Below are 13,774 nucleotides of genomic sequence, written 5' to 3'. Positions count from 1 at the left end.
TCAGTCGCGTCCCGCCGCAGTCGAAGCCGATTCCTTCTGCAACGGCACCGACAGCCACGGGTTCTCATCAGCGCTGCGCGCTGGAGAGCGACGCGGCACCTGCAGGTGGCGGCCATCGGCCGACAGTTGCGGCGCCCGCACCGGCGAGCGGAACTGCACCGGCAGCCGCTGCAGTGCGTCCACCGGATCATCCGTCTGCTGCCGCAGCCAACGCTGCGCCCCCAGCAGCCGCACCATCGCCGCAGCATCCTGTGGCCGTGACGAATAGGCAGGATAGATCGGCGCGGCCATATCGGTCAGCACGCAGCCCATGACGTTCGACAGGCAACCGAAGTCATGCTGCGGTGGCGCCGGCACTGGCAACGGGCGATCCGCTTCCAGCGCCGCTGTGGCTGCCACGCCACAGGCCCAGCCGAGATTGCCGGCCGCGCGGGCCAGGGTGCTGCTGCGATCCAGCACCAGCACGCCGCCGAACTCCCGCGCCGATGTCTCGATCGCCGCGCGGTTCATCGCATACTCGCCCTGCATTGCCCGGCACAGGCTCTGCTCGTCGGCCCGCATCGGCTGCAGCGCCTGTTCGCATTCCGTTGGCAGCGGGTGGCCGGCGGGTAGTTCGACCAGCATGTCGGCCAGCAGCTGGGCATTGGCCTGGACCAGGCTGGCGCCGATGATGCTCTCGATCAGATAGCTGCTACCGGGCACCAGCCGCCTTCCCAGCAGCAGTCCACGGCAGCTGCCGCGCAGTGCGCCGTCGATATCGCCCTGCACGTAGTCCAGCGCGTGCGCGCTGGTGGCGTCCACCACCAGGCCATAGGTCGGTAACGGGACCAGAATGCCCTCGCCCTTCGGCTGGAACGGCGACATGAAGTAGTCCGCTTCGGCCAGCTGATCCAGCCGCGCATGCAACTGCTGGTGGCCGGCGTGGGCGTCCACGAAGCGTTGCGGGTTCGCGCGGACCTGGGCGAGGCAGCCGGTGGCGGCCGGCCCGCAACTGGCACCGGGCCGCGAGCGCAGCTCGGCATGGTTGGCCGCCAGGTGTGTCTGGCCGCCGCTGCTGCCCTGCAGGTCGGCCTCCCAACGGCGCACGTCCTCGGCCAACGCCTGCTCGCGCTGGCGGGCATCCAGATCGTCGAACGGCAACGTCCACAGTAGCGCATAACCATTGCGCCCGGCCGCCGGCAGGCGTGCCTCCAGCCGTTGCTGCGCCTGCAGGCGTGATTCAGGCACCGGCCACATGCGCGATGCGCACCACACCACGATGGCCAGCACCAGCAGGCCCGCCAGGGTCCAGCCCAGTCCGCGCAGAATCTTCAACACAGCTTCCCTTCCATGTGTCGTTGCCGCAGTCGATTCCCCAGCGTAATCGACCGGCGGTGGCCGCTACAATGCGCACATGTCGCTCGAAGCCCCCGCCCTGGTCCCCCGCCCCTCCCTGCAGCGCCTGTTCCTGACCGGCCTGCTGACCCTGCTGCCGATCTGGCTGACCTGGGTCGTGGTCAAGTTCGTGTTCGTGCTGCTGTCGGGCATTTCCAGCCCCTTGGTGGTACCACTTTCCGAGCAGATCGCGACAAGCTTCCCGCATTACCTCGGCTGGGTTCGTGCCGAGTGGATCCAGGACACCATCGCCCTGCTGGCCACCCTGCTGGTGATCCTGGCGGTGGGCGTGGCCAGCCGCCGCGTGCTCGGCCAGCGCCTGCTGCGCTGGGTCGGCGCGATCATCAAGCGCATTCCCCTGGCCAGCATCATCTACGACAGCGCCAAGAAGCTGCTGGACATGCTGCAGACCGAACCGGGCAGTACCCAGCGCGTGGTGCTGATCGACTTTCCGCACCGCGACATGAAGTCGGTCGGCCTGGTCACCCGCGTCATCAAGGAACACGGCACCGACCGTGAGCTGGCGGCGGTGTACGTGCCGACCACGCCGAACCCGACCTCGGGTTACCTGGAAATCGTGCCGGTGGAGCTGCTGACCCCGACCGACTGGACCGTCGACCAGGCCATGAGCTTCATCATTTCCGGTGGTGCCGTCGCACCGTCCAGCGTTCCGTTCACGCGCGCAGGCGAACGCAGCGAATGACCGCGGCGCCGGTCGAGCGCCCGCTGCAGGACCGCGCGGTCCTGCTGTTCATCGTGCTGGCCGCATTTTTCTGCGGCAACGCGGTGCTGGCCGAGCTGATCGGGGTGAAGATCTTCGCGCTGGAAGACACCCTCGGCATCGATCCGCTGAACTGGAACCTGTTCGGCCAGACCGGCTCGCTCAGCTTCACCGCCGGCACCCTGTTGTGGCCGGTGGTGTTCATCATGACCGACACCATCAACGAGTTCTTCGGCAAGCGCGGCGTGCGCTTCATCTCGTGGCTGGCGGTGGTGCTGATCGGCTACGGCTTCCTGTTCGCCTTCGCCGCCATCTCGCTGGCGCCGGCCAGCTGGTGGGTCACCTCGATGGACGGCCACGGCGTGCCCGACTACCAGGCCGCGTTCGCGGCGGTGTTCGGCCAGGGCATGTGGACCATTGCCGGTTCGCTGGTGGCCTTCCTGCTCGGCCAGTTGATCGACGTGGCGGTGTTCCATCGCATCCGCCAGGCCACCGGCGAACGCCACGTGTGGCTGCGCGCGACCGGCTCGACCGCGATATCGCAGGTCGTGGACAGCTTCGTGGTGATCTGGATCGCCTTCGTGCTCGGCCCGCAGCACTGGCCGACCTCGCTGTTCCTTGCCGTCGCCAGCGTCAACTACGTGTACAAGATGGGCTTTGCGATTGCCCTGATTCCGTTGCTGTACCTGATGCGGCGGGCTATCACCCGCTATCTGGGCGCCGATCGCGCGGCGGCGTTGCGCGCCGCCGCGGCGGCTGACTGAAGCCCCAGCGCCACCAAGCTGACTGCGCCTTCACGCTGGCCGTACGCGCGCGGATCGTGCAAGCTCCACGGTCTGTGTTCCACGGAAGCTTCTTGATGCCGTATTCCCCCCGCGTCCTGGCCGCCGCCATTGCCGCGTTGTTCCTGTTCAGTGCCGTGCCGTCGGCCGAAGCAGCGAAGAAGAAGGCCAGCCGCCCTGCCGCTGCGCAGACCCGCCAGGCCGCCAAGCCCAAGGCCAGGCCCGCCCGCGCCACCGCGCCGGCCCGTGGCAGTTCGGCGCGCCGCGCCGCGCCACGCCCGGTCGCACCGGCCCGTGCCGTACCCAAGCAGGTGCAGCTGGAGCGCCTGTATGACGAATACTGGGATGCCTCGATGCGGCTGAATCCGCTGCAGGCGACCTTCCAGGGCGAGCCCCGCTACAACGACCAGCTGCCCAACATCCTGTCCGCCGCCTGGCGCCAGCAGTCGCACGACTTCACCACCGAGTGGCTGGGCAAGGTCGAGAAACTCGGCAGCGACGGCCTGCAGGGCCAGGACCTGCTCAGCTACGAGATCTTCGTGCGCGACGCGCGCGCTTCGCTGGCCGCCGAGCGCTACCCGAGCTGGATGATGCCGATCAGCCAGTACTACAACATCGGCAGCATCATGGCGATCCTCGGTGCCGGTGCCGGCGCGCAGCCGTTCAACACCGTGCAGGACTACGACACCTGGTCGCGCCGTTCGCTCGGCATTCCCGAGCTGTTCGACCAGGCCATCGACAACATGCGCCAGGGCATGAAGGCCGGTGTGGTACAGCCGCGCGACCTGATGGAAAAAGTGCTGCCGCAGCTGGATGCGGTGATCAAGCCGACCGCCGAAGAGAGCATCTTCTGGTCGCCGATCCGCACCATGCCGAACACCATCCCGGCCGAGGACAAGGCGCGCATCAGCGCCGAGTACAAGCGCATGATCGAACTGCGCATCATGCCGGCCTACCGCGCCCTGCGCGGCTTCATCGCCACCGAATACCTGCCCGCCACGCGTGCCAGCAGTGGCCTCGGCGCGCTGCCCGATGGCCAGGCCTGGTACGCCAACCTGATCGTGCAGACCACCGCCAGCGACCAGACCGCTGCGCAGCTGCACGCGCTGGGCGAACAGCGCGTGCAGGAACTGCAGGCCCAGATCGCCACGGTGATGAAGGATGCCAAGCTGCGTGGTACGCCATCCAAGCTGCTGCGCAGCATGCGCAATGACCGCCAGTTCCAGTACGGCGACGCCAATGCGCTGATCAACCGTTACCGCCAGGTGCAGCAGCAGGTCAATGCGCGCCTGCCGCAGGTACTGGACACCCTGCCCAAGTCCACCCTCGAAGTGCGCGCGGTGGAACCGGAGCGTGCGTTGACCGCCGCCGCCGCGGCCTATCAGCCGTCACCGGCCGGGCAACCGGGCGTGCTGTACGTGAACACCCGCGACCTGCCCAGCCGCAAGCGCTGGAACGTGCCGGTGCAGTACCTGCATGAAGCGATCCCTGGCCACCACGTGCAACTGGGCCTGCAGCAGGAACTGGCCAAGCTGCCGCGCTTCCGTCGCCTCGGTGGCGACCTCGCCTTCGTCGAAGGCTGGGGCCTGTACGCGGAAACGCTGGGCGAGGACCTGGGCGTCTACACCGATCCCTACGACCGCATCGGCTACCTGTACTCGCGCCTGCTGCGCGCCGCCCGCGTGGTGGCCGACACCGGCGTGAACGCCCAGGGCTGGAGCAAGCAGCAGGCTGTGGCCTACCTGCAGAAGACCGTGGACATGAGCAGCGATGACGCCAACGCCGAAGTCGAGCGGATCATGGCCCAGCCCGGCCAAGCGCTGTCCAACGTGGCCGGCCTGACCACCATCGTCGCCCTGCGCGACAAGGCCAGGGCACGCCAGGGGGCCGCCTTCGACCTGCGCCGCTTCCACGCTGAACTTCTGAAGGACGGCTCGATGCCGCTGGACGTGCTGGACCGCAAGATGGAACGCTGGATGGCCCAGCCCGCCAGCGCTACGCCCGCCCCGTCACCCTGACCCTTCCGGAGCCGCCATGCGTCCTGCCGTCGCCCTGTTCGCCGTCGTGCTGGGCCTGCTGCCGCTGGCCACCTCCGCCGCTCCGGTGCTGACCCCACCGGATGCGGGCATCGACGGCCTGATGCAGGCCTACGATGGCCAGGTGCCCGGCGCCGCCGTGCTGGTACTGCACGACGGGCAACCGGTATTCCGCCGCGGCTACGGCCTGGCGGTGGTGGAGGACGGCACCACGGTCACCGCGGCCAGCAACTTCCGGCTGGCCTCGGTCAGCAAGCAGTTCACCGCTGCGGCGGTGCTGCTGCTGGTGGAGGATGGCCGGCTTGGGCTCGACCAGCCGGCCCGGCACTGGCTGCCCGAGTTGCCGCCCGCCGCCGCAGCCATCACGCTGCGCCAGCTTCTGTCACATACCAGCGGCCTGCTCGACTACGAAGACCTGATGGCCCCTGACGACACCCGCCAGGTACATGACGCCGATGTGCTGACCCTGCTGTCGCACGAAGACCGCCTGAACTTCGCACCTGGCACGCAGTATCGCTACAGCAACAGCGGATATGCATTGCTGGCACTGATCATCGGCCGCGCCTCCGGCCAGGATTTCGCGAGCTTCCTGCAGCAGCGCATCTTCCGCCCACTGGGCATGGCGCATACCGTGGCCCACCAGGATGGCGTGGACACGGTCGCCGCACGCGCCTATGGCTACAGCCAGATCGACGATCGCTGGCAGCGCACCGACCAGAGCACCACCAGCGCCGTGCTCGGTGATGGCGGCATCTATTCCTCGCTGGACGACCTGGCCCGCTGGGATGTCGCGTTGTATGACGACCGCCTGTTGTCGAAGGCCTCGCGCCGCGCGATGTTCAGCCCGGCCACCGCAACACCCGAACCGGACGTGCCGCACTACGGCTTCGGCTGGCGCCTGAATGGCCCGGTGCAATGGCACAGCGGCGAGAGCATCGGCTTCCGCAACGTGATCGTGCGCCATCCGGAGAAGCACCTGACCGTGATCGTGCTGACCAACCGCAACGACCCCGAACCCTATCCGCTGGCGCAGAAGATCGCCCAGCGCTGGCTGGACACCCTGCAATGAACACCGGTTCCGACGGCCTGCTGGGCATCCACCACGCCGCACTGATCTGCAGTGACTACGCGCGCTCGAAGGACTTCTACGTGCGCATCCTCGGCCTGCGCGTGCTGGCCGAGAACCACCGCAGCGCGCGCGACTCCTGGAAGCTGGACCTGGCCCTGCCCGACGGCGGCCAGCTGGAACTGTTCTCCTTCCCCTCCCCGCCACCCCGGCCCAGCCGCCCGGAAGCCCAGGGCCTGCGCCACCTCGCGTTCCGCGTGGCCGCGCTGGAGCCGTTCATCCAGCGCCTGGCCGCACATGGCGTGGCCTGCGAACCGATCCGCGTGGACGAATACACCGGCCGCCGCTTCACCTTCTTCGCCGACCCCGACGACCTGCCGCTGGAGCTGTACGAGGTCGGTTGAGCGTTTTTCAATCGTGATTTATCCATGCATGGCATGGATCTACGTGTCGACCAAGGTCGACACCCACCAAGAGCAGGCCGTGCCATTCCGACAGATTGCGGAGACCTGTCGAAGGCGGGGTGGGTCCGGTTGCGGGGGTGTCCGCGGCATGGATGCCGCGGCCAAGCCCCCAGGGACGGGTTTACGGCGTCCCCCGCAACCGGACCCACCCCGCCATCCCACGGAATGCATGCCGTTGCTTCGGCCGTTGCGGTTGTGGTTGCCTCTGCAGGTGCAGGGCGCAGCCCTGCAAAGCCCCCTTCCCCATACCCCGCCGAATGGGTATACAGTCGACCCATACCGGCACCGTGCCGGAATGAACCCTGGGAGGGGACCATGCGCAACACCTTCAAGACCCTGCTGCTGGCACTGCCGCTGTGCCTGGCCGCCCTGTCGGCCCAGGCCGCCGACGGCGCCGCCGGCCGCTGGAAGACCATCGACGACAAGACCGGCAAGGTGAAGTCGATCGTCGAGATCACCGAGGCCGCCAACGGCACGCTGACCGGCAAGGTGGTCGACATCCTGCACTCGGACAAGGGCCCCAATCCGGTCTGCGACGGCTGTGAAGGCGCCAACAGGAACAAGCCGGTGAAGGGCATGACCATCCTCTGGAACCTGAAGGCCGATGGCGCCAACAAGTGGTCCGGCGGCACCATCCTCGACCCGGCCAACGGCAAGACCTACAAGTCGAAGATGGAGCTGCAGCCGGGTGGCACCAAGCTGGACGTGTCCGGCTGCATCGCCTTCATCTGCCGCGCGCAGACCTGGCAGCGCGAGTAAGCGCCCCGGCCCCCGCTTCACCCTCGTGACCCGGCCCCGGCCGGGTCACGTCGTTGCGGGCATGCGATACTCTGCGGTTCCCCTCGGCTTCACCCCGCGACCATGACCCGTACCGCCCTCGTCACCACCGCCCTGCCCTACGCCAACGGCCCGCTGCACCTGGGCCATCTGGTCGGCTACATCCAGGCCGACATCTGGGTGCGCGCGCGGCGAATGAGCGGCGGCAAGGCCTGGTTCGTCTGCGCCGACGATACCCACGGCACGCCGATCATGCTGGCCGCGGAAAAGGCCGGGGTCACCCCGGAAACCTTCATTGCCAACATCCAGGCCAGCCACGAACGTGACTTCGCCGCCTTCGGCGTGGCCTTCGACCACTACGACTCGACCAACTCGGCCGCCAACAAGGCACTGACCGAGCAGTTCTACCTGAAGCTGGAAGCGGCCGGCCACATCAGCCGCCGTTCGGTCGCGCAGTTCTACGACCCGGCCAAGGGCATGTTCCTGCCCGATCGCTACGTCAAGGGCATCTGCCCGAACTGCGGAAGCGCCGACCAGTATGGCGACAACTGCGAAGTCTGCGGCGCCACCTATGCGCCGACCGACCTGAAGGAGCCGCGTTCGGTCATCTCCGGTGCCACGCCGGAAATGCGCGATTCGGAGCACTTCTTCTTCGAGGTGGGCCACTTCGATGCGTTCCTGCGCGAATGGCTGGCCGGCGATGTCGCCCTGCCGGGCGTGAAGGCCAAGCTGGGTGAATGGCTCAATGCCGAAGGTGGCCTGCGCGCGTGGGACATCTCGCGCGATGCACCGTACTTCGGTTTCCAGATTCCCGGCCAGCCGGGCAAGTACTTCTACGTCTGGCTGGATGCGCCGATCGGCTACCTGTCCAGCTTCCAGACCCTGTGCGGCAAGCTCGGCGAGGACTTCGAAGCGCACCTGCGTGCCGGCACCAGCACCGAGCTGCACCACTTCATCGGCAAGGACATCGTCAACTTCCACGGCCTGTTCTGGCCGGCGGTGCTGCACGGTACCGGCCACCGCGCGCCGACCCGCCTGCACGTCAACGGCTACCTGACCGTGGACGGCGCCAAGATGAGCAAGTCGCGCGGCACCTTCGTGATGGCCCGTACCTTCCTCGACGCCGGCCTGGAACCGGAAGCGCTGCGCTACTACTACGCCGCCAAGTCCGGCGGTGGCGTCGACGATCTCGACCTGAACCTGGGTGACTTCATCGCCCGCGTCAACGCCGATCTGGTCGGCAAGTTCGTCAACCTGGCCAGCCGCTGCGCCGGCTTCATCAGCAAGCGCTTCGACGGCCTGTTGGCCGCGCAGCTGCCCGATGCGGCGCAATACCAGCGCTTCGTCGATGGCCTGGCGCCGATCCGTGAAGCCTACGAGCGCAATGACCCGGCCGCGGCGATCCGCCTGACCATGACCCTGGCTGACGAAGCCAACCGCTACATCGACGACGTCAAGCCGTGGGTCATCGCCAAGCAGGAAGGTGCCGACGCACAGCTGCAGGCCGTATGCAGCCAGGGCCTGAACCTGTTCCGCGTGCTGGTCACCGCACTGAAGCCTGTGCTGCCGGCCACCGCCGCGCAGGCCGAGGCCTTCCTGGCCGCGCCGGCAAACGACTGGACCGACCTGGTGCAGCCGCTGCTGGGCCACCGCATCACTGACTACACCCCGCTGTTCACCCGTATCGACCCGAAGAAGATTGACGCCATGATCGACGCCTCCAAGGACACCCTGCAGCCGGCCGCCGCTGCCGCCCCCGCCGCCAAGACCGATGCGGTCAAGCCGGCCGCACCGGCACCGGCCAAGGAAGAAGCCAAGAGCACCGACGCCCCGGCCTACATCGGCATCGACGATTTCGCCAAGCTCGACCTGCGCATCGGCAAGGTGCTGGTGTGCGAGTTCGTGGAAGGTTCGGACAAGCTGCTGCGCTTCGAACTGGACGCCGGCGAACTGGGCAAGCGCCAGATCTTCTCCGGCATCCGTGGCAGCTACGGCGAGCCGGAAGCCCTGGTCGGCCGCAGCGTGGTGTTCATCGCCAACCTGGCCCCGCGCAAGATGCGCTTCGGCCTGAGCGAAGGCATGATCCTGTCGGCCGGTTTCGACGGCGGCGCGCTGGCGCTGCTGGACGCCGACAGCGGCGCACAGCCGGGCATGCCGGTCCGCTGATGCCTGCAGCGGGCGTGGCCACCGCCACGCCCGCCGGCAGCACCGGCCACGGGGGCAACGCGATGGGAAGCAACGGAATGGAACTGGCGCTGTTCGACTTCGACCACACCGTGACCACCTGCGATACCTATGGCCGTTTCCTGCGCCGCGTGGCCACGGCCGAACAGCTGGCGCAGGCGTGGTGGAAGGTCGGCCCGTGGCTGGCCGCGTACAAGCTGAAACTGATCTCGGCCGAACGCATCCGTGCACGCGTCACCCGCCTGACCTTCAGCGACCGCCACAGCGATGACATCACCACGCTGGCGGCAGGCTTCTCGCGTGAGTTCCTGCCCGAGGTTGTGCGCCCGGAAATGCTGGAGCAGATCCGCTGGCACAAGGAACAGCAGCATACCGTGGTGATCGTGTCCGGCTCGCTGGACCTGTACCTGCGGCCGTGGTGCGAGCAGCTGGGCCTGCAGCTGATCTGCAACCGCCTGGAAAGCCAGGACGGCCGCCTGACCGGTCGTTATGCCGGAGGCGACTGCGGCCCGCGCAAGGTCGAGCACATCCGTCGCCAGTTCGATCTGTCACGCTACGTGCGCATCCATGCCTACGGTGACAGTTCCGAAGACAAGCCGATGCTGGCGCTGGCCCACGAGCGCTGGTTCCGTGGCAAACCCCTGAAGTAACCCCCAACGCGCAGCCTTCGCCACGCATGAGCCTGATCCCGCCCCTGACCGAACGCCTGGACCGCCTGCTGCCGCAGACCCAATGCGGGCAATGCGGCTACGACGGCTGCCGCCCGTACGCGCAGGCGATGGCGCGCGGCGAGGTGGGCGTGGACCGCTGCCCACCGGGCGGCGACGCTGGCGCGCGCGCACTGGCGCAGGTACTGGGCGTGCCCGCCATTCCGTTTGATCGTTCGCGTGGCGAACACAAGGCGCCGCAGGTGGCGCTGATCGTGGAAGCCGACTGCATCGGCTGCACCAAGTGCATCCAGGCCTGCCCGGTGGATGCCATCGTCGGCGGCGCCAAGTACATGCACACGGTCATTGCCGATCTGTGCACCGGTTGCGAGCTGTGCATTCCACCGTGCCCGGTGGATTGCATCGAGCTGGTGCCGGCATAGCTGGGGTCAGTTCCCTTTTCCTCCGGAGAGGGATCTGACCCCATCCCGCAGTTACGGCACCGCTGCCGTCACCACGATCTCGACCTTCCACTCGGCGTGGGCCAGCTTGGCTTCGAAGGTTGCGCGGGCCGGGGTCGCGCCCTCGACCACCCACTCGTCCCATGCCTTGTTCATGCCGTCGAAGTCGGCGATGTCGGCCAGGAACACTTCGGCGCGCAGCACATGCTGGCGATCACTGGCGACCAGCGCCAGCAGCTTGTCGATCTCGGCCAGCACCTGCCGGGTCTGCCCGGTAATGTCCTGGCTGGTGTCTTCCGGAATCTGGCCGGAGAGGTAGGCGACCTTGTTGTACACGGTCATTTCGGACATGCGCGGTCCGACGTCGTAACGCTCCATCATGGGCGTGGCTCCTGCGGGTGATCAGGCCTGCATTGTCCTCCAATCCGGTCAACGATGGGTGCAGGGGGAGCCTTCGCGCAGGATCACTACCGGGCTCCGACACGCCTGCTGGTCAAATGGCGGCGACAGGCGCACGATGCGCCACGCCCGCGTTGACACCGCACTCGCCCCTCCTGACGCACCCTTGCGCCGATGACACCAGCCACCGACCCCGCCACCGCTTCCTCCACCCCGGCATGGAAGCGGGTCCTGACCATCGTCGTTCCCCTGCTGATCCTCTCGCTGGCCCTGCATGGCCTGGCCAGTGAATTCGATGAGCACGGCTACCGCGCGATCCGTCAGGCGTTCCGCCACCTCAGTGCCACCCAGATCGCGCTCACCGTGGTGCTCGGTCTGGCCAGCTACGCCTGCCTGATCGGCTTCGATGCCATCGGCCTGCGACGCAGTGGCATCCGCGTGCATCCGGCGCGCATCGGCATCACCGCCTTCCTTGCGCATACGCTGGGCCAGACCGTGGGCTTTGCGGCATTGACCGGAGGCGCAGTGCGCCTGCGTGGCTACCGCAGCGCCGGCCTGGACCTGGCGCAGATCGGCCAGGTGGTGCTGATGAGCACGCTCGGCTTCGTGTTCGGTGCATGGCTGCTGATCAGTGTGGCGCTGTGCATGGAACCGGCTGCCGCAGCCTTGGCGCTGCCGCTGGATCCCAATGCGGTACGTATCGTCGGCATCGTCGCGTTGCTCGCCTACCTCGCCACGGTGCTGCTGGTCGGCCGCGATGGACGGCAGTTCAGCGTGTTCGGTCATGCGTTGTGGCTGCCTGACCGCCGCACCATGATCGGTGTCACCGTGCTCAGCGTGATCGAACTGGTGCTGGCCAGTGCCGCGTTCTATGTGCTGCTGCCGGACTCCACGCCGACCGGCCTGCCGGGCTTCGTCGGCCTGTACCTGGTGGCAGTGCTGGCCGGCCTGGTCTCGACGGTTCCCGCGGGCCTGGGCGTATTCGAATGGAGCCTGTTGAAGCTGTTGCCACAGGTGGCACCGGCTGCGGTGCTGGCGGCTGCACTGATCTACCGCGTCACCTACTACGTGCTGCCGCTGGTGCTGGCCACGCTGCTCGCGCTCGCGCCGGCACTGCGTCAGCCGCTACAGGCCAGTGCCGGCGCAACCCGCGCCGGCTGGAACGCGCTGCGCCCGTGGCTGCCGCAGATCATCGCGCTGGCGGTGTTCAGCATCGGCGCCGCGCTGGTCATCGACGGCACGCTGCCGACGCCGCGCCGTCACCTGGTCAACGCCTCGCTGCCGATCCTGGAAACCTCGCACCTGATCGGCAGCCTCAGCGGTGTCGCGCTGCTGCTGATCGGCCAGGGCCTGGCCCGGCGCAGCCATGCGGCGTGGATGCTGGCGATGGCGGTGTGCGTGGTCACCCCGTTGCCGCTGTGGCTGCGTGGCGGCCAATGGCTGATCGCAGTTTCCGCAGTGCTGGCGGCGATGGCGCTCTGGGCCGCGCGCCGCGAGTTCTACCGCCAGGGCGCACTGCTGGATGAAGCCTGGTCGTGGCCGTGGCTTCGCAACCTCGGGCTGGTGCTGGTCGCGGTCACCTGGCTGCTGTTCTTCACTTACAGCCACGTCGAGTACCAGAACGAGCTGTGGTGGGAATTCGCGGTGTCCGGCAACGCGCCGCGCGCGCTGCGTGCCTTGCTTGTGGTGGCCATCGCGCTGGTGATGTTCGGCCTGGCGCGGCTGCTGCACAGCACACGCAGCCCGCTGCCGGCCGCCGATGAAGCCACGCTGCAATCGCTGGCACCGGTGCTGGCCGGCGCCACCGACACCCAGGCCTGTCTGGTGCTGACCGCCGACAAGGCCGTACTGCGCGACGAAGCGAAGCTGGGTTTCGTGATGATGCAGCGCTATGGCGGCTCGCTGATCGCAATGGGCGATCCGGTCGGCCCGCCGGACGTCGCCCGCGCATTGATCTGGCGCTTCCGCGAGGAAGCCGACCGGCTCGGCCTGCGCCCGGTGTTCTACCAGGTCGGCGAGACCTACTGGCAGACCTACCTTGACCTCGGACTGGGGCTGGTCAAGCTGGGCGAAGAGGCGATGGTGCCGCTGCACGACTTCGGCCTGGAAGGCCGCGAACGTGCCGATCTGCGCCAGGCCTGGAACCGCGGCAAGCGCAGCGGCCTGTCGTTCCGCGTGGCACAGGTGGAAGAAATTCCCAGCCTGCTGCCGCGCCTGCACGCGATTTCCAACGCCTGGCTGGAGGACAAGGCCGGCGACGAAAAGGGCTTCTCGCTGGGCAGCTACGACCCGGACTACCTGGTGCGCTTCCCGGTGGCGCTGGTCGAGGCCGAAGGCCAGATCGTGGCGTTCGCCAACCTGTGGCAGGCACCGGCCGGTGCCGAGCTGTCGGTGGACCTGATGCGCCACGTCAACGAGGCGCCGAAGGGCACGATGGACTTCCTTTTCATCGAACTGTTCCTGTGGGGCCGCGCGCAGGGCTATGCGCGCTTCTCGCTGGGCATGGCGCCGCTGTCCGGCCTTGCCCAGCATCGCCTGGCCGGTCGCTGGAACCGGTTGGCCGGCCTGCTGGCGCGGCATGGTGAACGCTTCTATGGATTCAGTGGCCTGCGCCGCTTCAAGTCGAAGTTCGACCCGCAGTGGCGACCGCGCTACCTGGCCGCACCGGGGGGCATGCACCTGCCGGCGGCGCTGCTGGATGCCACGCGCCTGATCTCGCTGGACCCGCGGCGGAATTGACGCCCCGTACCGCCGGGCATGGCCCGGCGCTACCGACCACCCAGTAGGTGTCGACCTTGGTCGACACGCTCATCCCCAAGGCGCCCTCAGCCCCAGCGCCGACCAAGGTCGGCGTCTACCAAGC

At 67.9% G+C, this 13,774-nt stretch carries 12 protein-coding genes; 10 read left to right on the top strand and 2 right to left on the bottom strand.

Going from position 1 to position 13,774, the window contains the following annotated elements:
• Positions 1-1,317: a hypothetical protein gene (locus VPH47_RS05600; RefSeq protein WP_368850296.1), complete on the bottom strand. Its 1,317-nt coding sequence runs from the start codon at positions 1,315-1,317 to the stop codon at positions 1-3.
• A gap of 76 nt (positions 1,318-1,393) precedes the next feature.
• Between VPH47_RS05600 and VPH47_RS05595 the strand changes: the two genes are divergently transcribed.
• The 9 genes from VPH47_RS05595 to rnfB all read left to right on the top strand — a co-directional run bounded on the left by VPH47_RS05595 (position 1,394) and on the right by rnfB (position 10,494).
• Positions 1,394-2,077, top strand: a complete 684-nt coding sequence (locus tag VPH47_RS05595) for a DUF502 domain-containing protein (protein ID WP_100440472.1) — start codon at positions 1,394-1,396, stop codon at positions 2,075-2,077.
• Entirely contained in the window at positions 2,074-2,859 is a 786-nt protein-coding gene (locus VPH47_RS05590; RefSeq protein ID WP_110713077.1) for a queuosine precursor transporter, read from the top strand. The genes VPH47_RS05595 and VPH47_RS05590 overlap by 4 nt, the downstream gene beginning before the upstream one ends.
• 95 nt (positions 2,860-2,954) lie before the next feature.
• Positions 2,955-4,895: a DUF885 family protein gene (locus tag VPH47_RS05585; protein ID WP_368850295.1), complete on the top strand. Its 1,941-nt coding sequence runs from the start codon at positions 2,955-2,957 to the stop codon at positions 4,893-4,895.
• 16 nt (positions 4,896-4,911) lie between these two features.
• Entirely contained in the window at positions 4,912-5,982 is a 1,071-nt protein-coding gene (locus VPH47_RS05580) for a serine hydrolase domain-containing protein (protein ID WP_368850294.1), read from the top strand.
• Positions 5,979-6,383: a VOC family protein gene (locus VPH47_RS05575; RefSeq protein ID WP_153855786.1), complete on the top strand. Its 405-nt coding sequence runs from the start codon at positions 5,979-5,981 to the stop codon at positions 6,381-6,383. Before VPH47_RS05580 ends, VPH47_RS05575 begins: the two co-directional genes overlap by 4 nt.
• Positions 6,384-6,758: 375 nt before the next feature.
• Positions 6,759-7,202 (top strand): DUF2147 domain-containing protein, encoded by a 444-nt coding sequence (locus tag VPH47_RS05570; RefSeq protein WP_100440467.1) that lies wholly within the window; start codon positions 6,759-6,761, stop codon positions 7,200-7,202.
• A gap of 102 nt (positions 7,203-7,304) precedes the next feature.
• Positions 7,305-9,386 (top strand): methionine--tRNA ligase, encoded by a 2,082-nt coding sequence (gene metG / locus VPH47_RS05565; protein ID WP_368850293.1) that lies wholly within the window; start codon positions 7,305-7,307, stop codon positions 9,384-9,386.
• Between the two features lie 77 nt (positions 9,387-9,463).
• A complete protein-coding gene (locus tag VPH47_RS05560) occupies positions 9,464-10,054 on the top strand; it encodes an HAD family hydrolase (protein WP_075677000.1) in 591 nt (196 codons plus the stop codon).
• 26 nt (positions 10,055-10,080) lie between these two features.
• Positions 10,081-10,494, top strand: coding sequence for an Rnf electron transport complex subunit RnfB (gene rnfB / locus VPH47_RS05555; protein ID WP_368850292.1), 414 nt, complete (start codon positions 10,081-10,083; stop codon positions 10,492-10,494).
• Positions 10,495-10,545: 51 nt separating this feature from the next.
• Here rnfB and VPH47_RS05550 read toward each other — a convergent pair whose 3' ends face one another.
• Positions 10,546-10,893: a RidA family protein gene (locus VPH47_RS05550; protein WP_005418155.1), complete on the bottom strand. Its 348-nt coding sequence runs from the start codon at positions 10,891-10,893 to the stop codon at positions 10,546-10,548.
• Between the two features lie 192 nt (positions 10,894-11,085).
• Here VPH47_RS05550 and mprF point away from each other — a divergent pair, with 192 nt between their 5' ends.
• A complete protein-coding gene (gene mprF, locus VPH47_RS05545; protein WP_180847993.1) occupies positions 11,086-13,650 on the top strand; it encodes a bifunctional lysylphosphatidylglycerol flippase/synthetase MprF in 2,565 nt (854 codons plus the stop codon).
• The last annotated feature ends 124 nt before the right edge of the window (positions 13,651-13,774 follow it).

Source organism: Stenotrophomonas sp. WED208 (assembly GCF_040984485.1).
GTDB classification, from domain to species: domain Bacteria; phylum Pseudomonadota; class Gammaproteobacteria; order Xanthomonadales; family Xanthomonadaceae; genus Stenotrophomonas; species Stenotrophomonas riyadhensis.
This window is presented reverse-complemented; position numbering and strand designations above follow the sequence as displayed.